Here is a 25,895-nt window from a genome sequence, read left to right as displayed (position 1 = left end):
TGAATTACGCTAGGAAGTTTAGGTAGACTCGAATCACAACCGCCAGAATCATGCCGCTCAGACCGATGCGGTTGATACGAAACTCGGTTGGGTTAAGTTTGAGTAGCGGCTCCCAAAAGCGAATGATCGCTTTCCAATCGCCACTGCGAGTTCCATACATGGCCAGAGAGATGATGTAGATGCCCAAGCCACCCCAGAATAGGAAGGGCTCCATCGCTGCTAAATAGTAGTTCATTCAATTGTCCTTATTGTGTTGCGCAGTGCTGCTGCTTTTGACGCATCAGAAGACGGCAGCCATCGCCGCGACTGTTCAGATCGTAGCAGGCAAAACGAGCCCACTCTTTCTCATCTTCAGTCTTCTCTTCTTGGAACTCAGGCACCCCATCACAGAAGCTCTCTGCACGTTCGGCAACGCCCCAACAACCGCGTAGATACTGACCGGCATCGACCGTACACGAGATGCTTAAGCACTCAGCAATCTGACCAATGGCATCATCAAAACAAGCTGCGTCCGTTTTTACCCTACCCTGCTCTTCACCTTTAGCAAAGAACTCGGCAGCCGCCTGTTGTCGCTCTGAGTTAAACGCTTCTAGCCAATCATCACCGGCAAACTCTGCCCAGAGGTAGAAGCCGATGCCTGACATTAAAATAAGAGCCCAGATGATCTTTTTAATCACGCAACGTCTCGCTTATTGGGTTTATAGAGGCCAACGATGGTTAACAGAAGACCCAACACACTCAACAGCATGCCGCCGTTCACCAACAGTGGGTAGCGCACCATAAAAGGAATAAAAGGTTGTTCTGTCTGTGGATCACACTCTGAGAGAGCATAGTCGTAGAAACCACCGGTCGCCGTGCAGCTCTCGATCAAGTGCTGCTCGTACATGTAAGCCCCCATCAGTGCGAGGCTTGGAACAATCAGAAGAATAAGACCCAGTCTAAGCATTACTCTTCGTCGCTGATCCCTATGTTTGAGATGCCTTGGTTTTCACCAAGCTCACGCAGTGCTGTGATGGTTGCAGCATTCTGTTTAGCGCCGTTTAGCTGTTCCAGAACTTCGCTCTGAAACGCATCTTCATCCAGCATCATGTCGTGTGAGTTGATCATGCGGATCAGCTCTTCATCAGACATCTGATCGTCCGCTTCAGCAAACTCAATGTAAGCCGATACGGTCTCGTAAGAGAGGTTCGATACCGCAACCGCGTCGCTCGCCTCTTTCTCTAGCTTACACATCAGCGTTGAGTAGAGCGCCAGCATTGCATCGCGGGCAGGAATGGCACCAAAGGTGTCGAACTCATCGAGATCCACCAGGTTATCGTCAACATGGCCAAGCTGAACGTCGTAGTTTAGCTTGCTGCCGTTTTGAGCCAATTCACCCCATACGCCATCAAGCACTGTGCGCATGCGATCTAAATCGCCAAACTCCATCAACTTGGAGAACAGCGCGAAGTTATTGAACATACGCTCGGTCAGCGCAGCAGAGAAGGCAACCTGCTGCCAGTGCTCAAGGTTACGAATCTCAGTTTCTAGTTCATTGGGATCTAGCATCGATGCCTACCTTTGCCGTTGATTAAAGACGTACTTCAATACCGCGCTCACGCATGTACGCTTTCGCTTCGGGTACTGTGTATTCGTTAAAGTGGAAAATAGAGGCGGCCAGCACTGCGTCGGCTTTGCCTTCGATGCAGCCATCAACCAAATGATCTAGGTTACCAACGCCACCTGATGCGATGACAGGAATGGTCACCGCTTCAGACACTGCGCGAGTCACGCCTAAGTCATAACCACTTTTCACACCGTCTTGGTCCATGGAGGTCAGTAGAATCTCACCCGCACCAAGCTCTTCCATCTTTTGCGCCCATTCAACAGCATCTAGGCCGGTAGGCTTGCGACCACCGTGGGTAAAGATCTCCCAGCGGCCTTCTTCATCTGGAGCAGAGACTCGTTTCGCATCAATCGCCACAACAATACACTGGCTACCAAAACGATCCGCGGCCTCTTTGACAAACTCGGGGTTAAATACGGCCGCCGTATTAATAGAGACCTTATCAGCGCCAGCATTTAACAGCGTACGAATATCATCACAGGTACGAACACCACCGCCAACGGTCAACGGGATAAACACTTGCGACGCCATACGCTCAACCGTATGCACCATCGTGTCACGGCCTTCATGGCTGGCTGTGATATCCAAAAAGGTGATCTCATCAGCCCCCTGTTCGTCGTATCGACGGGCGACCTCAACTGGATCACCAGCATCACGAATATCGAGGAACTTAACGCCTTTAACGACGCGTCCGTTTTCGACGTCCAGACAAGGGATAATGCGCTTCGCTAGTGCCATCTATAAATCCTTACTTAGCCGTCAGCTGATCGCTAAGAGCCTGTGCTTCAGCCACATCCAGTGTGCCTTCATAAATAGCTCGGCCAGTAATCGCACCCAAAATGCCTTGGTCAGCCACTTCCGCCAATGCACGGATATCGTCGATGTTCGTGACACCGCCTGAAGCGACAACAGGAATACCGCCCTGTACCGCCAGATCAACGGTAGCCTCTACGTTAACGCCCTGCATCATGCCGTCACGAGCGATATCGGTGTAGACAATTGAAGAGACACCGTCATCACGGAAACGTTTAGCCAGATCAACCGCCATTACATCAGTCACTTCCGCCCAACCATCAATCGCAACGCGGCCATCTTGCGCATCAAGACCCACAATGATGTTGCCTGGGAAGGCTTTACACATCTCGGTAACAAACTCAGGCTCTTTAACCGCTTTAGTACCGATAATCACGTAAGAGACGCCGGCATCTAGGTAGGCTTCAATGGTCTCTGCAGAACGGATACCGCCACCGATCTGAATCGGTAGATCAGGGTATGCTTTAGCGATCTCACGAACGATACCACCATTGACTGGCTCGCCTGCGAACGCGCCATTCAAATCGACAAGGTGCAAACGTCGACATCCCGCATCGACCCACTTTGCCGCCATATCAACGGGGTTGTCAGAGAATACGGTTGAGTCATCCATACGGCCCTGACGCAGGCGCACACATTTACCGTCTTTAAGATCAATCGCAGGGATAATTAACATTGAAGCTTTTCCTATGGGTGAACGACTTATGCTTGGCCGTTCCAATTTACAAAATTCTTTAGAAGCTGAAGGCCCGCTTTCGAGCTCTTCTCTGGGTGGAACTGCGTAGCAAAGACATTGTCTTTTGCCAAAGCCACATCAAAGTCGACACCGTAATTTGCGGTACCGGCAACCAATGACTGTTCCGCCAACTTAACGTAGTAGCTGTGCACAAAGTAGAAACGTGTGTCGTTTTCGATGCCCTGCCAAAGTGGGTGATCAATGCTCTGCTGAACCTGATTCCAACCCATGTGCGGCACTTTGAGCTTGTCGCCATTGTCGTCTTTAAGATCTTTACCAAAGAAGTTAACACGGCCTTCAAACTCGCCTAAACACTCCACACCGCCATTCTCTTCAGAGAAGTTAGTCAGTGCTTGGTAACCCACACAGATACCTAGGAAGGGCTTTCCAGAGCTGATCGCTTCGCTCACCTCTTGATCCACACCCAGACGGCGCATCTCTGCTACACAATCGCGAATAGCGCCAACACCTGGCAGAAGGACGCGATCCGCATCGCGAACCTTCTGTGGATCAGCCGTCAACACGACCTGAGTGCCGTCGTCGGAAACCAGTTCAAGCGCTTTGGCAACCGAGTGCAGGTTACCCATACCGTAATCAATAACGGCAATCGTGCTCATAACTTATAGACACCCTTTAGTTGAAGGCATCATGCCAGCAGCACGATCGTCAAACTCCAATGCCATACGCAGAGCGCGGCCAAAGGCTTTGAATACAGTCTCCGCTTGGTGGTGAGTGTTCTTACCGCGCAGGTTATCAATGTGCAGCGTGACACCCGCGTGATTCACAAAACCGTGGAAGAATTCGCCAAACAGATCAACATCAAAACCACCCACAGAACCACGCACGAAATCGACGTGCATCTCTAGACCTGGACGACCTGAAAAGTCGATTACAACACGTGACAAAGCCTCATCAAGTGGCACGTAAGCGTGGCCGTAACGACGAATGCCTTTCTTATCACCAACAGCCTGCTTAAACGCTTGGCCCAGTGTAATGCCGATATCTTCGACCGTGTGGTGATCATCGATGTGTGTATCGCCATTCGCTTTGACGTTGATATCAATCAAGCCGTGACGCGAAATTTGGTCCATCATGTGTTCAAGAAAAGGGACGCCAGTATCGGCTTTAAACTCGCCGGTACCGTCCAAATTGATCTCAACACTGATCTGAGTTTCTAGCGTATCGCGTGATACGTTTGCTGTGCGTGCAGCCATGTTTCTCTCCGCTAGTCATGCGCAAAGCGCAAGTATAGCGAAATCGCGCTGGAAACGGCAGGTTAACTGGCTTTTTTTAATTTTCGACTACACTGAATGTAAATCCCTAATTTGGAAAACACTATGAAAGTCGCTATTCGAATAATCGTCGCCCTACTATTGCTGGCTGTTTTAATGGTTGGTGCACTGGCAGGCTACATGGCCTACCTGTTTGATCCCAACGAATACAAAGCCGAAATCGAGCAGCAAGCCAAAGAAAAAGCCGGCATTGAACTGGCAATAAATGGCCCGATCGGTTGGTCGCTCTACCCTACGCTTGCGGTTGAGCTGAGCGACATCTCTGCACAAACGAACGACTCACAACAACAGGCCACCCTCGAAAACGCACGAGCCGTTATTAGTATCCCAGCACTGTTGGGCGGCAAAATTGAAGCGGACAGCATTCAAATCACTGGGCTGATGCTCTCTATGCCCAATCAAGATCAAGGCAACCTCGATCTAGCCATCGATCTGACAACCGCCCTGCAATTCGATACCGAGAAGCAGATTTTGACTCTCTCCAACATCGATCTACGATTTGATGAAAGCCGCTTTAAAGGGTCAACAACCGTCGATCTGAACAGCTTTGCCATGCAAGTCAATTTAGCAGGGGACAGCATCGATTTGGATCGCTACCTCCCATCAAGCGACACTGAAGCAAATAGTAGTTCTTCCGAAAAAGGCTGGCCAACAGATCCAATCGAGATATCACTGCCCATTGCTGATAACTCTTCTTACCAGCTATCGCTCGATACCCTTATCGTGAAAAAGCAGACCATTTCTGACATAAAACTCAGCGCCAAAACCAAAGGGGGCGTGCTGACCGTCGATCAGTTAGATGCTAAAGCCTTTGGTGGCTCTTTAAATGCCACTGCCGAGATTCGAGCAGATAACAAAGCGCCAACCTTAACGTTCAATCCAAGGTTTAAAGACATTGCCGCTGAACAACTGATGGCACTGGCTATGGAAGATCCCATACTCTCGGCCAAAGTCGACCTAGCAGGAACGCTGAGCACTAAGGGGACATCCGTTAAGGCATTCATCGAAAACCTCAACGGCAAAATGACACTGACCGCTGAAGAAGGGGTAATCAAAGGGATCGATATGGCACAAGAGCTTTGCCAAAAGATCGAGAACATCACTTCGTTCGGCTTCAACCCTGACCAGGTCGACAAAACCACCCCGATTGCTAACCTGAGCAGCGATTTCATTATTAAAAATGGCGTTGTGACCAATCCTGAACTTCTAGCTAGTGTCGATGCCGCCAACCTAGATGCCAACGGGACCGTTAACCTGCCCAAACAGTCACTGGATTACACCCTTGGGCTTACCATAAAAGAGGACCTCTTCCAGAAGAGCTGTGGCATCAATCCAGCACTGCGTGGCACCCGTATCCCCGTCAATTGCAGAGGCACATTCGACACCGACCCTGTTAAACTCTGCAAACTGGATACCCGCTTTGTTGGTGACATGCTGAAGAAAGTAGCTGGCGAGAAGCTGCAAGCAGAGATCGACAAGAAAAAAGAAGCACTCGAACAGCAAGCCAAAGAGAAGCTACAAGACTCTCTTAAAGATAAATTGGGCGAACAGCTGAAAAGCCAAGACGCCAGATCTCTGATTAAAGGGCTGTTCGGTAATTAATAAAGAGACCGAATGGATAACAGTCACTTCTCTGCGATCGTGTTGAAATGGTTTGATCAACACGGTCGCAAACACCTCCCTTGGCAACAGACAAAAAGCGCATACAACACTTGGATCTCTGAAATCATGTTGCAGCAGACCCAAGTAGCGACTGTGATTCCTTACTACAACGCCTTTATGGAGCGTTTCCCCACAGTCGAAGCCTTAGCCAAAGCACCGATTGATGAAGTTTTGCATCACTGGACCGGTCTGGGTTACTACGCCCGCGCCAGAAACCTGCACAAAGCAGCCAACATGGTCGTTAATGAGTTTAAAGGTCACTTCCCGCAAGACCCTCACCTGCTCGAGCAACTTCCAGGTGTAGGACGATCAACCGCTGCCGCGATCAGTTCCATTGCTTATGGCACCAAAGCAGCCATTCTGGATGGCAATGTAAAACGCGTCTTAGCACGATACTTTGCTGTCGAAGGTTGGCCCGGCAATACCCAAGTCGCTAATCGGCTTTGGGATCATGCCGATTCATTGACCCCGAATAGCCGCAATGCCGACTACACCCAAGCGATGATGGATCTTGGTGCGACACTCTGCACTCGCTCCAAACCCCGTTGTGCAGATTGCCCAATTAGCGACGGTTGTTTAGCTCTAAAAGCAGATCGCGTTACAGATTTTCCTGGATCAAAACCCAAAAAAGAGAAGCCCACAAAACAGACCTTTATGTTGTTGATAAAAGAGGGTGAAAAGTTCCTTCTCGAGCAACGGCCTGCGGCAGGCATATGGGGTGGACTGTGGAGTTTTCCAGAAGTCACAGACCTACGGGATATAGAGATGCACTGGGCGATTGATCAAGAGAAACTTGAGATCCTAGAGCCGTTTAGACACACCTTCTCGCACTACCACCTAGAGATCACACCCGTCGTCATCAATGCAGACTACCTGCAAGTCGAACACGTCATGGAAGAGCGAACCACACTCTGGTATAACAGCGTACAACCTAGCGAAGTTGGCTTAGCGGCGCCTGTTAAGACACTGATTGATACACTCAGCGCCGCACACAAGGAGAGTTAAATGTCACGCACTGTATTTTGTCGTAAGTACCAAGAAGAACTAGAAGGCCTAGAGCGCGCACCCTACCCCGGCCCAATCGGCCAAGATGTGTTCGACAACATCTCTAAAAAAGCATGGCAAGAGTGGACCGATCACCAAACCATGTTGATCAATGAAAAGCACCTCAACATGATGGATGCAGAATCGCGCAAATTCTTACAAGGCGAAATGCAAAAGTTCTTCGCTGGAGAAGATTTCGAGAAAGCCGAAGGCTACGTACCCACTAAATAAAGATTTTTTAAATCAGACTGTTGACACCCAAAGCAGATCTCGGTTTAATACGCGCCTCCAATGAGTTGCCTCGATAGCTCAGTTGGTAGAGCAGAGGATTGAAAATCCTCGTGTCGGTGGTTCGATTCCGCCTCGAGGCACCAATATTAAAGGCTTGCAGAGATTGCGGGCCTTTTTTATTTCTCCCTTGCGGGAGTTTTGCGGGACCTACCCCACTAGCCTCAACCTTCTCATCACGACCAAATCTGGCTTATCGCTCTTAGAGCAGACCTTATTAGCCGCCTCGATAAGTGACGTTAACTCTGCTGCCGAATAATGTGTTGTTATACGACCAGAGCGATGACCTAAAAGATCCTGTCGATCCTCAAAGCTCACACCTGCTGCTCTCAATCTTCTGCCAAAGGTATGCTTCAGGTCATGTACCCTCACCATATCTAAACCAACTGATTTTCGAGCACGCAGCCAAGCTCCATTGAGCATGCGTTGTACCGGTCTATCTTGGTATGGAAACACATAGGTGTTATTCAAACCTCGCTGTTCCTCTACAACACTCTTAGCCACGTCGTTCAGAACGATGAGGCGCTCATCTCCGTTCTTTACGTGCTCGCTGGGGATAATAAATACTGAGGTTTTGAGTTGAGGCACCTGAACTTCCCAATCCCATCTGAGATTACAAACCTCAGCGTCTCGACAACCCGTATTCACTGTAAACAGTGCCATTTGCTTAAGGTGCTTAGGTAAAGCCTCAAACAACTTCTCCTGCTCATCCCAGCTAAGTGGATAAGGCTGGCGCTTATCAACATCTGGCAACAACTTAATTCTAGGTGCTGTCAGAAGCCAACTCAGGCCATACTCATCTACCCATTCGTGTGCCGCAAGGTTGAGTATACGACGCACGACTTTTAAGCCGTGGTTTATGGTGCCAGCGGCAGCACCCTCTGCTCGTCTGTGGTCAATCCACGGCTGCAAAGATCCTAGATTCAGACGGCTGATTGATGTATCACCAATCCACGGCATAAGCTGTTTCAAACGGCTGATATCATTCTTCAGACTCCGCTTGTGAGTGTTTTCCAACACATACTTAGCAGCAGCTTGCTCAAATGACCGCTCAGGTCTTACACCGTATATTTCCGCCTGGCGAGCTTCTTCGATCACTCGCGCTAGGAGTTTTTCGGCCTCTACAAGTTGATCTGTTCCAGTGCTGCGGCAAATGCGCCGCCCTGAGATTTGCTTGTCGATGTGCCAGACACCGGCTCTTTTGATGAGTCCGGGTATTTTTTTACGTCCCATATGGCCTCTCCTTTCGGTTGACCAGGACGCCCGTTGCGAGCCTTATATTGCTCCGCCCAGGCATCTAGTTCAAGTCTGTCGAACGCTACTCCTTGCACCCCCATCTTTATTTCAGTCACAAAGGGCCGCACTTCGGCACTGAACCTATTGCGATCCATACCTAGATAAAACGGAGCATCCCGTAACCTAATTAAACGAGGGAGGAGGATTTGTTCAGCAGACATCTGAACACTCCAATACTGTTACAACAGGGCTTTTGCCTCGGCCTTGCTCTACAGATATCAAGTCAGCACTTATAAGTTGTCTAAGTGCTCGTCTTTTAGAGTATCGATTGACCCCAAATTCGCTCAGCAACTTGTTCGACAACTGAACAGAATTTGTATTCTTTACTCCAGTTAAGAACCAGATAGCTATAGCCACATGAAGCGCCTGACCAGACAGCTGGCTGGCTTTCATAAGCCATTCCAAGGGGATAGGCCCTCTTAGAAAACGCCCTGTGATTCGCTTCCTTGATGCCTTATCGACAACCTTCTCCTTAGTCGGAGCTGATTCGGGGCGAAGCCCATCAGGTAAAGCAATCTGTTTAGGGTCAATCGACATGCCGCTACCCTCAGCCTTCGACGTCAGCCGCTAGCCCAATAATGGTCTCCCACAAATGAGCTCCGCGTTCGTCGGTATAGCGTTCGGGGTATTTCACAACATCCACGTCCGAGCTCAGCCGGAATCCACTCAAGATGTAGTCACTTACATCCGCCATGATGACTTGAGCCTTGCTGATGACTTCATCTAGTTCATCGAGAGGCGCTTCGATAAGGACAGCGTCATGAATGGGGGCACATACCTTGATACCCTCATCAAGCAAGACACTAACCGCCATCCGTAGCATCTCAGCTCCGTTTGCTTGCATGGGGAAGTTCCTCAAAAAACGAGGGTTCGGGTTTGTGCCAACGTTGATCTTCCATCCAAAAACGGTGTGGAGCTGATTACTGAGCATCGCTCTATCCACAGCCGCGTCTGACCATGCCCAGAACTCTCTGTAGGTCTCTCTGTGAAGTCGAAGGAGCTCTCTTGCCCTAACAACCGGTTGATTAATACGAGCCGCTAGTGACTCAGCTCCCATGCCATACTGGACGGCCAAGACACATGCCTTAAACTGGTCTCGTTCTGATTTGTGACTTTGTTTAGTCGCACTTTCCGGAACGGCGCCAGCTTGCTTGGCAAAGGCCAGGTATGGATCTCCGGACTTGTAAGCCGCTTTCATCTTCTTGTCACCTGAAAGAGCAGCAGCTATGCCAAACTCTTGCTGCGACCAGTCGATGTAAGCAATACCAAATCCTTCTTTAGGCTTGATGAGGCTTCTTAACCAAACCGAGGGCCCAAATATGAACCGAGAATTGCTGGGCTGATTGCGGCCTGTTCGAGCACTAAAAGGCGAGAGCAGGCAACGATTGCGACCATCTTCTCCTACAGGTAGGTCCGACAGCCGCATCTTGGAAAGCAGATACCTAAGCTCACGAAGTGGCGACACCTCAGGGTATGACTTAGCCATATCTCTGAACGTGTCATCACTTAGGTCAAGATTACCTGTCGGTAAGCGAGGCCAAGGTATTTCGCGATCAATCAGGAACTGAGCGAATCGATCTTGTTTAAATGTCCGCCCTTCATAGATTCCTGTTTCACCGGCAATTCGTTCGATAAGTGCATCTTGAATGGATTCCCAAGAGCCTTTGAGAAGGTCAAGGGACTCTGTATCTATGGGCACCCCATTGAACTCCATGCGGGCTACAGACTTCATGTAAGAACCGCGTATGAAGGCATAAGGTAGCTCTAGATCAGACTCCATTGCTGGATATAGTCTTTTAAGCGCTTGAACATCAGACTCGCAATACGCAAGAATCTGTCGGCGCTGGAATTCACTCCAAGGTCCACCGCTTAGAATAAGCTCACGCATAGAATCCTTCTCAGAACCCTCTAAGGCATCCAGGCCATAATATGACAGTGCGCCTATTAAACCCCTCCCACAGGGCGTATCTAGGCCGTTAGTAAGGTTTCTGAATTCAACATACAGGTCAACCACCCTTTCCGGCATCTCCCAGCCTAGAGCAAGGTGGCAGTTCATCTCTGCAGACGCATAATAGGCAACAAAGACCGAGTCTTTACCTATGTCATAAGGAGGCTCTTCCATCTGTGCGAGCTCATCCTGCCAGTAGCGCAATGTTCGCCCAGAGAGGTATTCATGAGCAACTAGGCAAACCACCTCAGGGTTGTTGCCGTTGGTTGCGATGAACTCAAAATCAACAAACCAAATAGACTTGATGGGCGTCATGAACTTGCTCATAGCTCACCTCCTAGCAAGTCACGAATCACTGCATGGTCAGTTGATTCGATGTACTTACCCTTGAACGCAATCTTAAGGATCTCCTCAAACGAGAGGTCGGGCCATTCTGGAGGAGGGATATCACCTAATGCAGTAAACGTATCGTATGCACCCAGTGACATATTCGCCGACACACGCACCCAAGAGTCTTGAGCGAGTTGAGCAGCAACACGAGCGGAATCATTCCAACTGTTTGTGCGCCCCTCTGCATTAGGAAGTCCGATTGGCCAGAGTGCTAAAACGCCCTGCCTGTTTATGAAGGTGATTAAAGATTTAGCCACCCATTCAGATGGAAGCTCTGGTAGCAGATGAGGAGCGAGAAGGTAGATCTCGCGCTCTTCTTTTAGCTCGATAACAGCTGTATCAACGCGATACTCCTGGCTTGGATGGACCCTAACAAAATCCTGTTTACCAGGTTTTCGGACGGGTATGGTTGTAAGGTGCTTTTTAACTCCTGTGTTCTCTCGAAAGTTCTGAGATAGTTTTAGTAAATTTGGATCAAAGCAAGAAGGCTCTTGCTGGCTCTCTCCATTACCCTGGATTGCTGATTCTTGAATTGTATCTGTAGGCATAAGTGTGTCCTCCATTTACAAGCAGCACCGCGCCACTTGTTACACACTTAAATTCGGTGAGCAATTTTAAGAACACAAGCCAGACAAATCCTAGACCTTGCTATATAAAACAATGACTTAAAGTGAGCAAAACTTTATTCTTTTGCGCAAATTTATTACCCCTTTTTGCGCATGCTAAACAGTTCGTGCATTCCAGACACAGTAATCTTTGCTCATCCCTAATAAAGATATTTGCGCAACTTTTTTACGGTTTTTTAACAGAACGACCACCTATTTGCTTTCTTATATAAGAATCAGTGGCACCTTCCGCGATATCCTCTTTGGAAATTTTACGCGAATACCATACATTGCCCATGCCTGGAAACTCTTGTCGTAAGGCATCCGCCCTTTTTCTCCAACGCGTGTATTTCAATTGCGTTTGAGCCTTGCTTTTGTCTCTTACGCTTTGAGCCTTCTTCTTTTTTTCTGGAAGAGATTGCCTAGGCGGCCAAATCGAAACCGCCTCCTCAACTGAGAAAAGTAGATTTTCATATCGGGACTTCGAAACGCCTGAATCAAGCACTTCAACTGCGACATCCGGGGAAAAGTTAAACTCCCTCCCGATCCAGCCTTCTGGAGGAATAGATACTCGCCCCTCCCTTCTGTTTGGGATATTAACTGGAGCATTAGGGCAACGGTCAAATTTGTTAGAGATCCAACCTTCTGAACGACTAATTTCATGCCTCTCCATACTGTTAAGGCTAGCAAAAGCGCTCAAATGACCTTTCACTAATGCACTTAATACCTCGGAAACAGCTTGCTCAAAATCCACAATGCAGTCTAATCCAGTTAGCCAATTAGAAGTTATGAGGCCTACTTCAACCGCCGAACCACGGTAATCCGCTTCACCATCTGCAAAAATCTGATCTCGGTGCATAATCCAAACTAGTAAACCAGTAAGGTTCCAATAAGTCTTATCGGTTTTCATATATCCCACCTATACTTATTAAAGATATACATAAATATATTGCACGGGAGGGCATGGATGCACGGGTTATGTTGCACCTGTGCACAGGTAATGGATTGACTATTTAATCAATTAGCTCTTTTAGAATGGCCTCAAGCTCACGCAGATCAGCACTGTGAGCGCCTGTTTTTAGGGCATTCATTGAACTGACAGTCTTACCTTCATCAGTCTTAGGACCTGTCGACTTCAACCAAGGCTTCCACGTCTTGATCCGCACTGCCTGCTTTGCGCGAGCTTCTTCTGTCCATCTCATGAATATCACCAGTGTTTAGTTCGTTTTCGAGGTTTGTTTCTGAATAGTTGATCTGCTGATTGGTTGCCACGTTGGCTGTGTCAGTACGGATGTAGTTGTTGGCCACCTTGGGGTGGGTGAGATCGTTGATCGTGCTAGCCGTTCGACGAGTATTATTTTGAACCTTCAGAGCCATATCCATAAGCGCCAGCATTCGCTCAGGAGTGCTTTGGTTAACAGCGAGTTGCATTGTGCGTGTAAACAAAACATCTAAAAGGTGAACTTGAGAGGCTAACTTATCAACGAGAGGCTGGCTGTCGCCGGACTTTAGCTGCTGAGCCATTTGGCGGGCTTGTGAAGCGAATTCGCAGACATCTAGGGTAGTTTTATCCTCAGTACTAAAAAGCTCCTCAGCGAGCTTTGCAGAGGCGAACACACTGCCTTCACCAGCGATGATGGATTGTTCTAGTTTCGGATTCTTGGACCCCATAGCGGCACACCATTAACTGTTTAAATATACAGTTAATGGTAGCATACATCGGTGCTGACTAAATTAGCCTCAATGTCTCATTACGGCACATAGCGGACACTTATTGAAGGATAGCAAAACTAAGACCTGAAGAACCCTGTCTCTTGAAGACAAGACAACATGTGCTCACGCTTTTTCTGCTGTAGAGCTACAGCAACCGACTCACTCCAGTTCGTTGTAGATGATGGATCTCTATTCAAGTAGTACTGCGACATCATTTCATCGAAGTCATCAACTGAGCTTGGAATTTTATCAAGGTCGTAAGTATCCGTATGAAGAACCGCGTTGATTGGTAATCTTGGTTTCAGTTCATTTTTATTCTTTGGGATACCCAGACACATACCAAAGAGTGGAAAAACAAACTCTGGTAGTTCCAACTGAGCAATGACTTTGTCTGGAGCGTTTCGTATACCACCGATGAAAACGCCACCAAACTCTAACGACTCAGCCGCCAGCAGCACGTTTTGAGCAAAAAGTGCCGCATCGATACTCGCAGCTAGCGAATGTTCAGTAATGCCATCAAGCTCTCCCATCCCTGCTTTCAAACAGGCATAATTGAGACGGCGAAGATCCGCGCAAAATACCAAAAATTCCGGCGCACTGTTAACCCACCTCTGTCCACCAGCCGCTTCACTAATCGTCTGGCGTTTTGCCGGATCGGTAACACGAATGACCGAATAGGCTTGGATATGACTGGAAGTTGAAGCAGATTGCCCCGCTTCAATAATTTTGATCAGAGACTCCTCAGGTATAGGGTCATCCAAAAATGCTCTAACCGATACATGCGACTTCATCAGTTCTGTCACTAGGTTCATCTACAACGACTCTCTTTTTGAAAAGTTATAAAAGGCCCCGACGGTCCCAAAAACCGACTTAACCGCTCAACCAAACCGGTTAGACGCGCTCCAACGAAATTGCTATTCAATGTCCGACCCCGACGCACATGGTGGACAAGGTCTTCTCACCGACTTTGGCCAGAAGCGCTGCGTTACCCGTATTTCACGTACCCGACATACTCAGCGGGTGGCCCAATGCGAAGGCGCCACCATTTGGATTTAAAGGCAGATCTTAATTGACAATGCCTAGGTTATGGAGAGTCTTCAGACCTTGCGAGGCAAAAATTTCATTTTTTTCATTAGGTTAAACTTGGCAATTTAAAAATTCAGCAACAAAATGACCGCTTTGGGTCTCCTTTGAGCACTAAATTAGTACTTGGCTATATAGGCACACAGCATTTTAAATGATTAGATATAACCTAAAATATTTAACCAAAAAAAAGACGGACTGCTCAGCAATCCGCCTTAAAAAGGACAAGGAACTTAATCCTCCATATGTCCCCCAAGGAACAGTTGACCAACCTTTGGATCATTTAAAAGTACGTCAGCTTTGTCATGCATTCGAGTTTGGCCTAGTTCAAGAACCAATCCATAATCTGAAATTCCTAGAGCAGACTTAGCATTCTGCTCAACCATTAGAATAGTCACACCATCATCTCTTAAAGCTTGCAGAGTTTTAAAAACATCTTGAACAAGGTTAGGAGAAAGACCAATTGAAGGTTCATCGATTAAAATTAGTTTAGGGTCAAGTAGAAGCGCTCTAGCGACCTCTAACTGCTTCTGCTGACCGCCAGACAGCTCAATCGCTTTTCGATCCTTGAATTCACGAAGAATAGGAAATTGGTTCATTACCTCTTCAATTCGACTCTTCACTTTTGCTTGGTCCGGCGACGTAATCCCCCCCATTTCCAAGTTGTGGTAAACAGAGAGCTGAGGTACTACGTTTCGCCCCTGAGGCACATAAGTAATGCCTTTGTTAATAAGCTGTTTGGGTGTCATTCCTACAATATTTTCACCGTTAAGAAGGATTTCTCCTGAGTGAATATTGAGCAATCCAAAAATAGCTTTGAAAAGGGTCGACTTACCTGCGCCGTTTGGACCAATTACGGTTGTAATCGATGCCTTTTCTATTTCGCAGTTGGTGCCGTTTAGAATTGTTGTTTTACCATAGCCGCCATAGAGGTCTTTAATTTCTAACATGTTTACCCCCCTAGGTAGGCATCGATAACTTGCTGATTATTTCTAATCTCGTCAGGTGTACCCTCGGCGATGATCTGACCTTCAGCTAAAACTATAATTCGTGTGCACAAAGACATTACAAATTCCATATTGTGCTCAATAACAACAAAAGTGGTGTTATGCGTCTTGTTGTAAGCAATTAAACGCTCTTTCAAGTTACCCAACATGGTTAGGTTTACACCACCAGCTGGTTCATCCAATAGCACTAGACGAGGTCCGCCCATAAACGCCATTGCGGCATCTAGTAGTTTTTGTTGCCCGTATGATAGAGACCCTGCCAGCTCATCTATCAAGTGCGACAAACGGAAGAACTCAATCATCTGTTTGGCCGCCTCTGTCAAACCTGCATCACTCGGTCCAAATAACCGTGAAAGCATAGTGCCCTGGTGTTCTTGACCCGCAAGAATGACATTCTCTAGCACTGTCATGTTCGGAAACACTGAAAGCTGTTGGAAAGTTCGAGCGACACCCTCTTTATTGAGTTTGGAGGGCGGCAAACCAGTAACATCATGACCGTTGATTTCGACGCTACCATTGGTTGGGCTGTACTGACCCAGAACACAGTTGAACAGGGTCGATTTACCAGAACCGTTAGGCCCGATCAAACCAAGAACTTCACCTTCAGCCACATCAAAAGAGACGTCTTGTACGGCTTTAATACCACCAAAATGTTTGCTGATATTTTTAACAGAGAGTACTGCCGAACTCATAGCTGTGCTCCTTGTTCAAAATCTTTTCGCTGCTGCTTCTTAGAGCTAAAACGTTCTGTAGTTTTCTTGGCAAAACCAATTAGACCTGAAGGTGAATAGACCATCAGCACGATGACCAAAATCGCGTAAATCATCAGGTAGTACCCTTCTGTAAAACGCAGGAACTCTGGCAAAATCAAAACTATCGCGGCTCCAAGAATAGGGCCATAGAAGAACCCTGCCCCACCTACTACCACCATCAAGAGTAGCTTTAACGACAAAACTAAGTTAAACGAATCTGGGTCAATGAATTGAACCAGTGGAGCCATTAAAGCACCAGCCAGGCCAGCAAAAGCGGAGCCTATTGCAAACGCTAACAAGGTTATTTTAGTAGTATCGACACCAAGGCTTGAGGCACGTACTGCATTCTCACGAAGACCTTTAAATGCTCTGCCCCAAGGCGAATTTATTATCCATGCAAATACCGCCGCTGATAGGACGAAAACGATCAAAACAAAGTAGTAGAAGGGTAAATTCTTCATAGTACTAATGCCGAAAATTTCCGGCCGAGGCATTCCCACTAGTCCAAAAGAGCCACCTGTTAACCAATCTTCATTACGCAGTACTAGAAATACCAAACCGTTAAAAGCTAGGGTAACAAACGCCAGAAAGTGGTGCTGAACTCTTAACGCTGGATAACCCAACAGAAGACCGATGAAGAAAGTAACAACCATCGCTATAGGTGCGGCGGCAAGCCAGTGCAGCCCTAATCCACCAATGCCTGAATCTGCCGGCGGCAACGTCAACAAAGATGCAATGTAAGCGCCTATACCCATAAAAGCAGCCTGCGCTAGTGAAACCTGACCTGCATATCCAAGCGTCAGGTTAAGGCCCATCGCCGCGATTGAGAAAACCAACCAAGAGGCAAGAAGATAGATGATGTAGTTACCTTGACCAAGAGGTGCAACGATAAGTAGTACGATAAAAATCGCAAAAAATATGATGTGCTTGTTCATACCGTGCGCCCCTCAGATTGGCCCATGATGCCTTGTGGACGCAACATGATAATTAGAATAAGTAGAATCAGCGGGACAGCTTGTCGATACTCAGCTGAGAAATAAGCAGCAGACAAATTATCAACTACACCAATGATTAACCCGCCCACTAATGCGCCTTTGATCTGGTTAAATCCACCTACAATTGCAGCAGTAAAGGCAACAAGTCCTAATATTTCACCGTTTGAGAACTTAGCGAGATAAACCGGCGTAATAAGCAGAGACGCTATTGCTGCTAAAGCACCGTTGATAAGAAATGTGTACATAATCATTTTCTTAATATCGACGCCTAAAACCTGAGCAACTTCAGGGCTTTGTGCCGTTGCCTGCATGCATCGCCCGGTTTGGGTTCGATTTAGAAAAAGTTGGAGAGCAACGATTGTGCCGATAGCTATGACGAAATTCACTAGGTCGCCAATAGAGATCGCCGCTCCAAAAATAGAGATAACGTCATGAGAGAACATGGTTGGAAACGGCTGCCCTAGAGGAGAGTAAAACTCTTTAGCCGCCTCTTTAAGTAGAATACCCAGCGCGATGGTTGTGATAACCAGAGGCAAAACACCGTGCGAAAGCATAGGCTCTACAATCAATTTCTTGAATATCGCACCCAACAAAAAGATGGATAGAACGACACCCAATGCGAATGCGATCCACATAGGCAGACCCAATTTGGTCATTAACGCCAGCACTATGAATGCCGGAATCATCACAAACTCACCTTGTGCGAAATTAATTGTTTGAGACGCTTGCCACAGCAAGGTAAAACCTACTGCAGCCAGTGCATAGATTGCGCCTGCAGACAGACCAGACACAATGATCTGAATAAACTCAACCATAAGAAAATACCATTATAAAAAGAGGAAGCGGGCTGAAATAGCCCGCTTTGGTAGTGCAGTTTTAGTTAGCAGGAAGTTCTTTTGTGATCTTCTGCTTACCATCAACGACTTCGACTAGGAAGCTCGCACGAGACATTTCACCGGAATCATCCCAACAAACATCCATAAGGACGCCTGGGTGATTAGCTACATCTAGACAAAGACCGTGCATAGTATCTGCGAATTTTTCTTGATCAAACTCGCCAATCTTCTCAGTCACATACTTAACAGTGTAAGCACCTAGGTAACCTTTGATGGCATTGTGGTCAGCGCCGTAGCCGTATTTAGCTTCGAACTTAGCCGCCATCTCTTGGATCGCAGGAACCGGAGCTTCAGCTGTAAGGCCTACGTGACCAAAAGCACCATTTGCAGCACCGCCAGAAAGGTCAATTACTTTCTGAGAGATCAATACTGTGTCACCAGCGATTGGGACACTCAGACCTTGTTTCTGAGCTTCGATTAGGAAGCGAGCAGACTCTTCCTCTGTCATGTAAGCAAATACAGCATCAACACCTGAGGACTTAATCTTCGCAACATCTGCAGCAAAGTCCACCTGACCTTGTTCAGTCGGAAGATCCACAGCAACATTGATTCCTGAGTTGCCAGCTACTTTAACAAATGCGTCATGACCGCCTTTACCAAATTCAGTGTTCGCCCAAATAACAGCGATGTTTTTAACACCAAGGCCATCTTTTAAGTAAGAACCGATTTTAGGCATACCCTTTTGAGCACCGAATGCGGTGCGGAAAATATAAGGGTTGCCTTTAGCCGTGATGGTTGGGGACTCAGAACCTGTGATCTGTGGTACACCATTCTGCTGAGCAACCAACATATTCACAACGGTTGAAGATGAGTAAACAGTACCCATCAAAACATAAGCGCCCTCATCGATGGCTTTTTGAACCATTGCGCGGGAATTCTGTGGGTTTGTCTGACTGTCATAAGCAACTAGGTCAACCTGTTCACCAAGAATACCGCCAGATGCGTTAATCTCTTCGTAAGCCATTTTGAGGCCATCGTGCCATACAGCACCAGCAGCAGCACCAGCACCTGATAGCTCAGCCACGCTTGCAATACGAACATCTGCACTAGCCATTGATGAAGCAGCAATTGCAACTGCTGCTGAGAGAGTCATTGTCTTAAACATAATTTCCTCCCGGTTATACCGGTTTTATTGTTATTCCTTAAGGAACTATTGCCGCCTTAAAAAGACGTCGGAATCAATCTAATACGTAATCGAAAAGATCAATTAAGAATATTTAGCTGTATTTAGAGATTTGTTGAAATGGATATTCTGTACCAATAACAGGACAAAACGAACATTTCAATTTCAAAGAAAAACACAGAATCAGAGCATGATTCAATTGAAACGCAGGTTCTATAAGAATTTTTACTAAAAGCAAAGAACACTAAAACAGGACTATTTTTATCTAATCTTCTAAGCCAACCGTTCTGATGAATTCTCTGAACTGGCTGGGCGTCTTGCCGGAGTGTTTTTTAAAGAATCTAGAAAAGTAGGCTGAATCATCAAAACCCAACATATAAGCGATTTGTTGCACACTCATTGTCGAATAGGCCAGCTCTCTTTGGGCAACTACAATCAATCGTTTGTTAATTACACTTAGTGGACTTTGGCCAAGCACCTCATGACTCAACCTACGGAGGTGACTAGGGGTTACACCTAGTTTTTCTGCATAGTCATTGACTGAAAGTGCGCTGGTGCTTGATTTATTAACTAAAGTCCTGAACTTTTCCACCAGATCAGTTTTTCTATTTGCGGATACGCTTTCATCCGCTTGTTGATTTTCTGCAAGACGAGAGATCAGAACAAAAATTGACGCCACTAAATGTATTGAAGCATTGTTCAAATAGCGTTCAGCGAAACGGCTTTCAAAAATCACAACCTCAAAAAGCTCTTTCAAATGAGCCAACAACGAGCTGTCACTTCCTCCGGCTATTACTGATCCTTTATGGAGAATCGATGCAACAGAGTTACCAGAAATTGGCAGAGCTGCCTCCACTTGCTCTTGAGGGATAGTAATGACATATCCATCAATACCTTCATCAAAAGTGAAACCGTGAACGATCCCTGAAGGGATCACGATAAAGCAAGGCGCATCGAAACCTACTTGCTGCCCATCAAAAAAAGTGACACCGCCTTTTCTTTCGACAAACAAGAACTGCAATAAGTTTTCATGCTGATGTGGTTGAATATTCCATCCATTAGGCTGAGCGCGCTTTTGAATTCTTTCGATATTAACAGGAGGAAGTCCTTTAGAATCAAATACTTCTCCATAAAGCGCGTAACTTGGAATATTATTCATAGCAATATATCTGAGTTTTTATGTTCATTTTGTCCAACTATAGGCTCGTTTTTTAACTTTGCAACTAGCCTTTTGAGGCATAACGTAAACAGCCTAATAAAAAACAGACTCAAGAGCTTTTATCATGACTTCAGATCCAGTCGATTGGCTAAAAATTTCTAATAAAACCTTCATAGTTACCGGGGGCGGTAGAGGCATTGGCAAAGCTATTGTGGACACACTTTTAGCAAGTAATGCAAAAGTGGGGGTGATTGATAAAGATGTTGAAGATATTGAAACGATCACTGGCCGACTTTCTGCTCAAAGCGCAGACATAACCGATATAAAATCAATAGAGCAAGCTGCTGAGCATTTCCAATCCACTCTTGGTTTGGCAGATGGCTTAGTTAATTGTGCAGGCCTTTTTTCACCTGGCTCAATTAGTGAAGTCGATCTGAGCGAATGGGATCGTGTCATTAATACCAACCTCAAGGGCGCTCTGATTTGTAGTAGAACTTTTATTAAACAAATGCTGCAGAAGGGTCATGGCTCAATTGTTCACATCTCATCGATTGCTGCTCACTTCCCACAAACAAACTCTGGAGCTTACAGCGCAAGTAAAGCTGCAATACTACAACTGTCGAAACAGATTGCAGTTGAACATGGGGCAAATAAAATTCGAAGCAATGCTGTATGCCCAGGGATGATCCGAACCCCTCTTTCGGAACCATTCTATTTAGATGACTCCATTAGAACCGCACGAGAATCTATGACCGCATCTGGCAGAATTGGTGAACCTGAAGACATCGCCAATGCTGTAGCATTCCTGCTAAGCAGCCGTGCTGAATATGTTAATGCAACAGAAATGGTCGTGGATGGTGGATTTGAAGCAACGCCTATGCACTTGGTTCCAAGACCAGGTTACAACGCCAAATAATTTGAGAGCATGACTATGAACATTAAAAAAGAGTGTGATCTACTTGTTATAGGTTCAGGAGCTGGAGGCCTATCCACAGCTATTACAGCCAAACACAACGGTTTGGATGTACAAGTCATTGAAAAAGCAGATGTTTATGGTGGAACTACAGCGTTTGCTGGGGGCGTTCTTTGGATCCCGTGTAACCACCACGGGTTGAAGCAGAATCCAAACGATACGCTTGAAGCTGCTGAAGAGTACATGAGAACCGAAGCCGGCGAAGCATTCGATCAAAAATCTGCCAGAGCTTTCCTCGACAAAGGCGCTGAAATGGTCGATTTCTTTGAACAAAACACCAGTGTTCAATTTATACCAACTCTCTACCCTGATTATCATCCAACCTACTCAGGTGGCGTAGATATTGGTCGTTCGATTCTAGCGAAACCCTTTAATATCACCGAGCTTGGCAAGGAGATGAAGCGTCTTCGTCCGCCACTAAGAACCATCACGTTTATCGGCATGATGTTCAACTCTTCCAATGCTGACCTTAAACACTTTTTTAAAGCGACGAAGTCATTCACCTCGTTCATATACGTATGCAAGCGCCTCGCTAACCATATGGTTGAGCTTATTCGCTATGGAAGAGCAATCAATGTAACTAGTGGTAATGCTCTAGCTGCTCGATTAGCTAAAAGTTCATTTGATTTGAATATCCCTATTCACACCTCAACAGCGGTCGAAAAACTTCTCATTGAAGAGGGCAAGGTTGTTGGTGTTTTAGCGAAAACTGCGGGAGGGACTGTAGAACTTAAAGCACGCAAAGGCGTAGTGCTTGCTGCAGGTGGTTTTGCTCAAGAAATTGAACGTATCAAGAAGGTTTATCCGCACCTACAGCGCGGCGGAGAACACCATTCACCTGTACCCGTCGATAACACTGGGGACTCAATGCGAATGGTAGAAGAGATTGGTGTTGAGATCTCCTCCGATTACAAAGAACCTGCAGCTTGGATGCCTACTTCGGTAGTACCTTTTAGTGACGGCACTAAAGGCATGTTCCCTCACCTTTTAGACCGCTATAAACCAGGTGTCATTGGTATTTCTCCTAAAGGTGAACGATTCTGTAATGAGAGTGAGTCATACCATGATGTAGGTACATCGATGACTAATGCTTGTACTGATAGTAAAGAAACCTACATGTGGCTAGTATGTGATAGCACCTGTCTTGGTAAATATGGTCTTGGCTACGTTAAACCTGCCCCGCTTCCTTATGGCTCTTTTGTTAAGAATGGATATCTTAAAAAAGGTAGTAGCCTAGAAGCACTGGCGGCTGAGATCGGTGTAGATACTGACACATTAAAGTCAACAATCGACACATACAACAAAGATGCTGTGAATGGACAGGACCCGATGTTTAACAGAGGCGCCACTAGCTTTAACCGATATTTGGCTGACCCAGATAACCAACCAAACCCTTGTGTAGCTCCTATACTTAAAGCACCTTTCTTTGCACTGAAAGTGTACATGGGCGACCTTGGCACATTCAGTGGCATTCCAACTGACAATTATGGTGCAGTTCTTCGTCCCGATGGCACAAAGGTTGAGGGGCTGTTTGCAGTAGGTAATGACCGCCATAGTGTAATGGGTGGCACCTACCCTGCAGCTGGCATCACATTAGGACCTATTATGACTGCAGGCTATGTGACTGGGCGTCATTTAGCTGGTATTGATGATCATTTAGAGTAAGGAAATCAGATGAAAACTATGCCAATAGTAGATCATCGTATCTATACAATTGCGCCAAGAAAAATGGGCGAATTCATTGAAGTGTTCAACACACTTGCTATGCCCATTTTGAAAGAGACCCTTGGCAATCCCCTAGGGTTTTATACGACATGGGTAGGTGAACAAAATCAGTTCGTACACCTATGGGGGTATGAGTCACTGGACGACTACGAAAAGCGATCAGCAGCTCGAGACAGCCATCCAGAGTTTGGCAAATATCTAGCGGCGTCAGGACACTTAATTGTTTCACAAAGCACATCTCTGATTAGGTCGATTGATACTCTCAATACAAACTAATCAAAAACGGGAGCTTATTGCTCCCGTTTTTGATTCAAATAGTGACTGGTTAATTTATAAAGCTCACTTAGCACAGATTGTTCACCCAATTCGGCTGTTTTGGCAATCTGAGGTACTTCCAGCGAGATAGGAGTACACTTAGGCAAGGCCTCTACAATCTCTTTTAATGGGATCTCACCAAGGCCTGGCGCCAGCCGTTCATCTCTGCCTGCATATATCAGCTCATCAAAGGTATAACTCTCTTGCACAGGAGCATCACACAGCTGTGCGAAGGGAAGTCGTTCAGCAGGAATCGTCTTTAATAGCTCTATGCTTGAATTCGAACGGTTGAAGTGAAGTGAATCAACCAAGATACCTAGATGCTCTGAACTGTTTTGCACTAATTTCCAGCAACTCGCCAAGTCATCAATTACAGTCCAAGGGAAAAACTCTAAGACAGTTTGAACACCCTTAGAAGCCGTCAGATCAGCAAACTCACCAAGATTATCACCAAGACGAGAGAGGTCTTCATCATACGGCGCCGTAATAATGCTCTTGGCACCAAGTTCAGCGGCTGTATTAATAAGCGCTTCAAATGAGCCAGGGTCAGTAGTGGGTTCAAACTTTAAAAACTCTACATCGTTTACCAGAAGACCGGTTTCTGCCAGAGCCGATTTGGTTTCTCGAAACATCTTGGCATCAGACATCAACGGATAACCAGGGGTCACATCGTTAACCGCTACAAAGCGAAGTCCAACGCTCTCAAAACCCGCCTTCGCTGCAGCACGAATAAACTGTGGCGGCGGCAAATCTAATGCGGATAGGTGCGCCAGCCCCAATGGGAAGTCATTCATTCGCTGTGCCAGCTACATAATTACCCACCACATAACCAAAGGTCAGTGCTGGACCAATTGCGATACCACCAGCTGGATAGAACCCACCAAATACACTGGCAGCATCTGTTCCAACAGCAAATAAACCGTCAATTGGTGTCTGATCCGCACTTAGGACACGACATTTCTCATCAACATCAATCCCTGCAAAAGTACCAAAGCTTCCTGGAACTACTTCAATAGCAAAGAAAGGAGCCTTCACGATTGGTGCAACACAGGGGTTAGGCTGAATTTCAGCATCACCCTGAAGACGCATGTATGGCGTAGTACCACGGCCAAACTCTGGATCTTCACCTTTCGCTGCTGAATCATTGAAAGAGTTTACAGTTTCAACAAACGCTGCTGAATCAATCCCACACTGGCTTGCCAACTCCTCAAGAGAGTTAGCCTCTTTGAGATACCCTGATTTAACCCAGGGTGAGTATGGAACCGGTGTTGGGCGAACAATGCCAAGTCCATAACGACGCAAGAATCGGTGATCACAGATCATCCAGGCCTTTGCAGGCTCATCAGCATCTAATTGATCCTGAAGGTCGGTAACAAAGTCGTGGTATCCCAGCCCTTCATTACAGAAACGTCTACCATTACGACGTACAGCAATAATTCCAGGCTTACCGCGGTCGATAATATGCGGGAAAACACCAATACGACCGCTCTGCCATGGAACCAATGAAACGGGGCAATAGGCTGCCGGAGCTGCCGTGTCTGATTTAAAATGTCCACCAACACTTTCAGCAAGCGCCGCACCATCACCAGTTGCTAGTGGCGTTGCCAAAGTTGAATGTTCAGAATTTCGAACAAACAGTTTTTCTCTACGATCTTTATCGTGCGGATAGCCTCCGCTAGCCAACACCACACCCTTATTGGCCAAAATCTCCTGCTCGCCCAGTTTAACACCAACAACCTTACCTGATTGCTGAATTAGGGCTGTAACCTGAGTCTCTAACTTGAATTCAACACCGAGATCTAAAGCGGATTTAAAAAGACGACCGATAAGCGCGTTTCCATTTCTAAGATCTGTACTGCGTCTGAAGCGCAACATATCAAGGAAGAAGCGCGCCATGCGCTTGCCCACATGCACCATCGACTTAAGTGAACGGGTCATCGACATAAACGCTTTCAAGTCGGGGCCTGATTGAATCATCAATCCGTAAAACGTGGTTTCGTTAAGAGGTCTCTTCAACGCAGCAAAATGGCTGCCCAGATTTTTGGCGTCAAAAGGCTCTGCAATCGCCGAACGTCCACCCATTCCAGCACCTGGCAGATGACCATAGGTATCTGGAATACCTGGATCACCTTGAAACTGGAGTGACGTATTATTGTGAAAGAAGTCGATCATTTTTGGCGCATTCTCAATGAAAGCATCCACTCGCTTCTCATTAAAATAGGGCCCAGTAACATTTTTCAGATACTCACGAATCTCTGAAGGCTCATGATGAATACCACGTGCCGTGGCGAACAGATTTCGAGGCGACCAGATCCACCCACCTGACCAAGCAGTGGTCCCACCGACGTCCTTGTCCTTTTCAATAACTAGAACACGTAAGCCATTTTTGGACGCCGTAACAGCCGTCGACAGACCCGCCGCACCAGAGCCAAGAACAATCAAATCGAAGTGAATGTTATCCATTCTCGGCCCCA

28 protein-coding genes and 1 tRNA gene are annotated in these 25,895 nt (G+C 46.7%); 7 read left to right on the top strand and 22 right to left on the bottom strand.

Annotated elements, in window-relative coordinates:
• Positions 1 to 4: 4 nt before the first annotated feature.
• The 8 genes from XMM383_RS04290 to hisB are packed head-to-tail and all read right to left on the bottom strand — an operon-like array spanning position 5 to position 4,369.
• Positions 5 to 235 carry a hypothetical protein gene (locus tag XMM383_RS04290; protein WP_173481832.1) on the bottom strand — a complete coding sequence of 77 codons (231 nt, stop codon included), beginning with the start codon at positions 233 to 235 and terminating at the stop codon, positions 5 to 7.
• A gap of 10 nt (positions 236 to 245) precedes the next feature.
• A complete protein-coding gene (locus XMM383_RS04285; RefSeq protein WP_173481831.1) occupies positions 246 to 677 on the bottom strand; it encodes a hypothetical protein in 432 nt (143 codons plus the stop codon).
• Positions 674 to 946: a hypothetical protein gene (locus tag XMM383_RS04280; RefSeq protein ID WP_173481830.1), complete on the bottom strand. Its 273-nt coding sequence runs from the start codon at positions 944 to 946 to the stop codon at positions 674 to 676. The genes XMM383_RS04285 and XMM383_RS04280 overlap by 4 nt, the downstream gene beginning before the upstream one ends.
• Positions 946 to 1,548: a DUF416 family protein gene (locus tag XMM383_RS04275; protein WP_173494594.1), complete on the bottom strand. Its 603-nt coding sequence runs from the start codon at positions 1,546 to 1,548 to the stop codon at positions 946 to 948. Before XMM383_RS04275 ends, XMM383_RS04280 begins: the two co-directional genes overlap by 1 nt.
• 22 nt (positions 1,549 to 1,570) lie before the next feature.
• Positions 1,571 to 2,344, bottom strand: coding sequence for an imidazole glycerol phosphate synthase subunit HisF (gene hisF / locus XMM383_RS04270; protein WP_173481828.1), 774 nt, complete (start codon positions 2,342 to 2,344; stop codon positions 1,571 to 1,573).
• A gap of 10 nt (positions 2,345 to 2,354) precedes the next feature.
• Positions 2,355 to 3,095 carry a 1-(5-phosphoribosyl)-5-[(5-phosphoribosylamino)methylideneamino]imidazole-4-carboxamide isomerase gene (gene hisA, locus XMM383_RS04265; protein ID WP_173481827.1) on the bottom strand — a complete coding sequence of 247 codons (741 nt, stop codon included), beginning with the start codon at positions 3,093 to 3,095 and terminating at the stop codon, positions 2,355 to 2,357.
• A 26-nt stretch (positions 3,096 to 3,121) separates the two neighbouring features.
• Positions 3,122 to 3,772: an imidazole glycerol phosphate synthase subunit HisH gene (gene hisH / locus XMM383_RS04260; protein WP_173481826.1), complete on the bottom strand. Its 651-nt coding sequence runs from the start codon at positions 3,770 to 3,772 to the stop codon at positions 3,122 to 3,124.
• Between the two features lie 3 nt (positions 3,773 to 3,775).
• Positions 3,776 to 4,369 (bottom strand): imidazoleglycerol-phosphate dehydratase HisB, encoded by a 594-nt coding sequence (hisB, locus tag XMM383_RS04255; protein ID WP_173481825.1) that lies wholly within the window; start codon positions 4,367 to 4,369, stop codon positions 3,776 to 3,778.
• Between the two features lie 123 nt (positions 4,370 to 4,492).
• On the opposite strand from hisB, the gene XMM383_RS04250 reads away from it, so the two are divergent.
• The 4 genes from XMM383_RS04250 (at position 4,493) to XMM383_RS04235 (ending at position 7,527) form a co-directional block, all read left to right on the top strand.
• Positions 4,493 to 6,049 carry an AsmA family protein gene (locus XMM383_RS04250; protein WP_173481824.1) on the top strand — a complete coding sequence of 519 codons (1,557 nt, stop codon included), beginning with the start codon at positions 4,493 to 4,495 and terminating at the stop codon, positions 6,047 to 6,049.
• Positions 6,050 to 6,061: 12 nt separating this feature from the next.
• Complete coding sequence (gene mutY / locus XMM383_RS04245) at positions 6,062 to 7,114, top strand: A/G-specific adenine glycosylase (RefSeq protein WP_173481823.1); 1,053 nt, start codon at positions 6,062 to 6,064, stop codon at positions 7,112 to 7,114.
• A complete protein-coding gene (locus XMM383_RS04240) occupies positions 7,115 to 7,384 on the top strand; it encodes an oxidative damage protection protein (RefSeq protein WP_173481822.1) in 270 nt (89 codons plus the stop codon).
• A gap of 67 nt (positions 7,385 to 7,451) precedes the next feature.
• A tRNA-Phe gene (locus tag XMM383_RS04235) sits at positions 7,452 to 7,527 on the top strand.
• A gap of 64 nt (positions 7,528 to 7,591) precedes the next feature.
• On the opposite strand, the gene XMM383_RS04230 is transcribed toward XMM383_RS04235, so the two are convergent.
• The 12 genes from XMM383_RS04230 to XMM383_RS04165 form a co-directional block, all read right to left on the bottom strand.
• Positions 7,592 to 8,674 (bottom strand): site-specific integrase, encoded by a 1,083-nt coding sequence (locus XMM383_RS04230; RefSeq protein ID WP_173494593.1) that lies wholly within the window; start codon positions 8,672 to 8,674, stop codon positions 7,592 to 7,594.
• Between the two features lie 610 nt (positions 8,675 to 9,284).
• Positions 9,285 to 11,012 carry a DNA polymerase gene (locus XMM383_RS04220; RefSeq protein ID WP_217363588.1) on the bottom strand — a complete coding sequence of 576 codons (1,728 nt, stop codon included), beginning with the start codon at positions 11,010 to 11,012 and terminating at the stop codon, positions 9,285 to 9,287.
• The gene (locus XMM383_RS04215) at positions 11,009 to 11,623 is read right to left on the bottom strand and encodes a hypothetical protein (RefSeq protein WP_173494591.1); all 615 of its coding nucleotides are present in this window, start codon (positions 11,621 to 11,623) and stop codon (positions 11,009 to 11,011) included. The genes XMM383_RS04220 and XMM383_RS04215 overlap by 4 nt, the downstream gene beginning before the upstream one ends.
• Positions 11,624 to 11,867: 244 nt before the next feature.
• A complete protein-coding gene (locus XMM383_RS04210; RefSeq protein WP_173494590.1) occupies positions 11,868 to 12,590 on the bottom strand; it encodes a hypothetical protein in 723 nt (240 codons plus the stop codon).
• 209 nt (positions 12,591 to 12,799) lie between these two features.
• Entirely contained in the window at positions 12,800 to 13,351 is a 552-nt protein-coding gene (locus XMM383_RS04205; protein ID WP_173494589.1) for a hypothetical protein, read from the bottom strand.
• 119 nt (positions 13,352 to 13,470) lie between these two features.
• Positions 13,471 to 14,205, bottom strand: coding sequence for an oxygen-insensitive NADPH nitroreductase (gene nfsA / locus XMM383_RS04200; protein WP_173484197.1), 735 nt, complete (start codon positions 14,203 to 14,205; stop codon positions 13,471 to 13,473).
• Positions 14,206 to 14,709: 504 nt separating this feature from the next.
• Positions 14,710 to 15,426, bottom strand: coding sequence for an ABC transporter ATP-binding protein (locus XMM383_RS04190; RefSeq protein ID WP_173484198.1), 717 nt, complete (start codon positions 15,424 to 15,426; stop codon positions 14,710 to 14,712).
• A gap of 2 nt (positions 15,427 to 15,428) precedes the next feature.
• Positions 15,429 to 16,175: an ABC transporter ATP-binding protein gene (locus tag XMM383_RS04185; RefSeq protein WP_173494588.1), complete on the bottom strand. Its 747-nt coding sequence runs from the start codon at positions 16,173 to 16,175 to the stop codon at positions 15,429 to 15,431.
• Positions 16,172 to 17,170: a branched-chain amino acid ABC transporter permease gene (locus tag XMM383_RS04180; protein ID WP_173484200.1), complete on the bottom strand. Its 999-nt coding sequence runs from the start codon at positions 17,168 to 17,170 to the stop codon at positions 16,172 to 16,174. The genes XMM383_RS04185 and XMM383_RS04180 overlap by 4 nt, the downstream gene beginning before the upstream one ends.
• Positions 17,167 to 18,045: a branched-chain amino acid ABC transporter permease gene (locus XMM383_RS04175; RefSeq protein ID WP_173484201.1), complete on the bottom strand. Its 879-nt coding sequence runs from the start codon at positions 18,043 to 18,045 to the stop codon at positions 17,167 to 17,169. The genes XMM383_RS04180 and XMM383_RS04175 overlap by 4 nt, the downstream gene beginning before the upstream one ends.
• Positions 18,046 to 18,106: 61 nt before the next feature.
• Positions 18,107 to 19,231, bottom strand: coding sequence for an ABC transporter substrate-binding protein (locus tag XMM383_RS04170; protein ID WP_173484202.1), 1,125 nt, complete (start codon positions 19,229 to 19,231; stop codon positions 18,107 to 18,109).
• Between the two features lie 283 nt (positions 19,232 to 19,514).
• Positions 19,515 to 20,408, bottom strand: coding sequence for a helix-turn-helix domain-containing protein (locus tag XMM383_RS04165; RefSeq protein WP_173484203.1), 894 nt, complete (start codon positions 20,406 to 20,408; stop codon positions 19,515 to 19,517).
• 124 nt (positions 20,409 to 20,532) lie between these two features.
• On the opposite strand from XMM383_RS04165, the gene XMM383_RS04160 reads away from it, so the two are divergent.
• The 3 genes from XMM383_RS04160 to XMM383_RS04150 are packed head-to-tail and all read left to right on the top strand — an operon-like array spanning position 20,533 to position 23,382.
• Positions 20,533 to 21,324 carry an SDR family NAD(P)-dependent oxidoreductase gene (locus XMM383_RS04160; protein WP_173484204.1) on the top strand — a complete coding sequence of 264 codons (792 nt, stop codon included), beginning with the start codon at positions 20,533 to 20,535 and terminating at the stop codon, positions 21,322 to 21,324.
• A 15-nt stretch (positions 21,325 to 21,339) separates the two neighbouring features.
• On the top strand, positions 21,340 to 23,046 hold the full coding sequence (locus tag XMM383_RS04155; RefSeq protein ID WP_173484205.1) for an FAD-dependent oxidoreductase: 1,707 nt from the start codon (positions 21,340 to 21,342) through the stop codon (positions 23,044 to 23,046).
• A gap of 9 nt (positions 23,047 to 23,055) precedes the next feature.
• Positions 23,056 to 23,382, top strand: a complete 327-nt coding sequence (locus XMM383_RS04150; protein ID WP_173484206.1) for an NIPSNAP family protein — start codon at positions 23,056 to 23,058, stop codon at positions 23,380 to 23,382.
• Positions 23,383 to 23,396: 14 nt separating this feature from the next.
• On the opposite strand, the gene XMM383_RS04145 is transcribed toward XMM383_RS04150, so the two are convergent.
• Together XMM383_RS04145 and XMM383_RS04140 are read right to left on the bottom strand one after the other, a co-directional pair.
• Positions 23,397 to 24,215 (bottom strand): sugar phosphate isomerase/epimerase, encoded by an 819-nt coding sequence (locus XMM383_RS04145; protein ID WP_173484207.1) that lies wholly within the window; start codon positions 24,213 to 24,215, stop codon positions 23,397 to 23,399.
• A complete protein-coding gene (locus XMM383_RS04140; protein ID WP_173484208.1) occupies positions 24,208 to 25,884 on the bottom strand; it encodes an FAD-dependent oxidoreductase in 1,677 nt (558 codons plus the stop codon). Before XMM383_RS04140 ends, XMM383_RS04145 begins: the two co-directional genes overlap by 8 nt.
• Positions 25,885 to 25,895: the final 11 nt, after the last annotated feature.

Origin of the sequence: Marinobacterium sp. xm-m-383 (genome assembly GCF_013283255.1) — a bacterium.
GTDB lineage: Bacteria > Pseudomonadota > Gammaproteobacteria > Pseudomonadales > Balneatricaceae > Marinobacterium_E.
The sequence above is the reverse complement of the archived record's forward strand: the minus strand, read 5'-3'. Positions and strand labels throughout refer to the sequence as shown.

Bases quoted from the DNA above. Each gene is read 5' to 3' on its own strand.
- XMM383_RS04175 (WP_173484201.1), bottom strand. From the start codon at position 18,045: ATGGTTGAGTTTATTCAGATCATTGTGTCTGGTCTGTCTGCAGGCGCA.
- XMM383_RS04150 (WP_173484206.1), top strand. From the start codon at position 23,056: ATGAAAACTATGCCAATAGTAGATCATCGTATCTATACAATTGCGCCA.
- XMM383_RS04140 (WP_173484208.1), bottom strand. From the start codon at position 25,884: ATGGATAACATTCACTTCGATTTGATTGTTCTTGGCTCTGGTGCGGCG.
- XMM383_RS04180 (WP_173484200.1), bottom strand. From the start codon at position 17,170: ATGAACAAGCACATCATATTTTTTGCGATTTTTATCGTACTACTTATC.
- XMM383_RS04215 (WP_173494591.1), bottom strand. From the start codon at position 11,623: ATGCCTACAGATACAATTCAAGAATCAGCAATCCAGGGTAATGGAGAG.
- XMM383_RS04170 (WP_173484202.1), bottom strand. From the start codon at position 19,231: ATGTTTAAGACAATGACTCTCTCAGCAGCAGTTGCAATTGCTGCTTCA.
- XMM383_RS04275 (WP_173494594.1), bottom strand. From the start codon at position 1,548: ATGCTAGATCCCAATGAACTAGAAACTGAGATTCGTAACCTTGAGCAC.
- XMM383_RS04185 (WP_173494588.1), bottom strand. From the start codon at position 16,175: ATGAGTTCGGCAGTACTCTCTGTTAAAAATATCAGCAAACATTTTGGT.
- XMM383_RS04230 (WP_173494593.1), bottom strand. From the start codon at position 8,674: ATGGGACGTAAAAAAATACCCGGACTCATCAAAAGAGCCGGTGTCTGG.
- XMM383_RS04210 (WP_173494590.1), bottom strand. From the start codon at position 12,590: ATGAAAACCGATAAGACTTATTGGAACCTTACTGGTTTACTAGTTTGG.
- XMM383_RS04155 (WP_173484205.1), top strand. From the start codon at position 21,340: ATGAACATTAAAAAAGAGTGTGATCTACTTGTTATAGGTTCAGGAGCT.
- XMM383_RS04240 (WP_173481822.1), top strand. From the start codon at position 7,115: ATGTCACGCACTGTATTTTGTCGTAAGTACCAAGAAGAACTAGAAGGC.
- XMM383_RS04290 (WP_173481832.1), bottom strand. From the start codon at position 235: ATGAACTACTATTTAGCAGCGATGGAGCCCTTCCTATTCTGGGGTGGC.
- nfsA (WP_173484197.1), bottom strand. From the start codon at position 14,205: ATGAACCTAGTGACAGAACTGATGAAGTCGCATGTATCGGTTAGAGCA.
- hisB (WP_173481825.1), bottom strand. From the start codon at position 4,369: ATGGCTGCACGCACAGCAAACGTATCACGCGATACGCTAGAAACTCAG.
- XMM383_RS04190 (WP_173484198.1), bottom strand. From the start codon at position 15,426: ATGTTAGAAATTAAAGACCTCTATGGCGGCTATGGTAAAACAACAATT.
- hisA (WP_173481827.1), bottom strand. From the start codon at position 3,095: ATGTTAATTATCCCTGCGATTGATCTTAAAGACGGTAAATGTGTGCGC.
- XMM383_RS04250 (WP_173481824.1), top strand. From the start codon at position 4,493: ATGAAAGTCGCTATTCGAATAATCGTCGCCCTACTATTGCTGGCTGTT.
- XMM383_RS04220 (WP_217363588.1), bottom strand. From the start codon at position 11,012: ATGAGCAAGTTCATGACGCCCATCAAGTCTATTTGGTTTGTTGATTTT.
- mutY (WP_173481823.1), top strand. From the start codon at position 6,062: ATGGATAACAGTCACTTCTCTGCGATCGTGTTGAAATGGTTTGATCAA.
- hisH (WP_173481826.1), bottom strand. From the start codon at position 3,772: ATGAGCACGATTGCCGTTATTGATTACGGTATGGGTAACCTGCACTCG.
- XMM383_RS04165 (WP_173484203.1), bottom strand. From the start codon at position 20,408: ATGAATAATATTCCAAGTTACGCGCTTTATGGAGAAGTATTTGATTCT.
- XMM383_RS04205 (WP_173494589.1), bottom strand. From the start codon at position 13,351: ATGGGGTCCAAGAATCCGAAACTAGAACAATCCATCATCGCTGGTGAA.
- XMM383_RS04280 (WP_173481830.1), bottom strand. From the start codon at position 946: ATGCTTAGACTGGGTCTTATTCTTCTGATTGTTCCAAGCCTCGCACTG.
- XMM383_RS04145 (WP_173484207.1), bottom strand. From the start codon at position 24,215: ATGAATGACTTCCCATTGGGGCTGGCGCACCTATCCGCATTAGATTTG.
- XMM383_RS04160 (WP_173484204.1), top strand. From the start codon at position 20,533: ATGACTTCAGATCCAGTCGATTGGCTAAAAATTTCTAATAAAACCTTC.
- hisF (WP_173481828.1), bottom strand. From the start codon at position 2,344: ATGGCACTAGCGAAGCGCATTATCCCTTGTCTGGACGTCGAAAACGGA.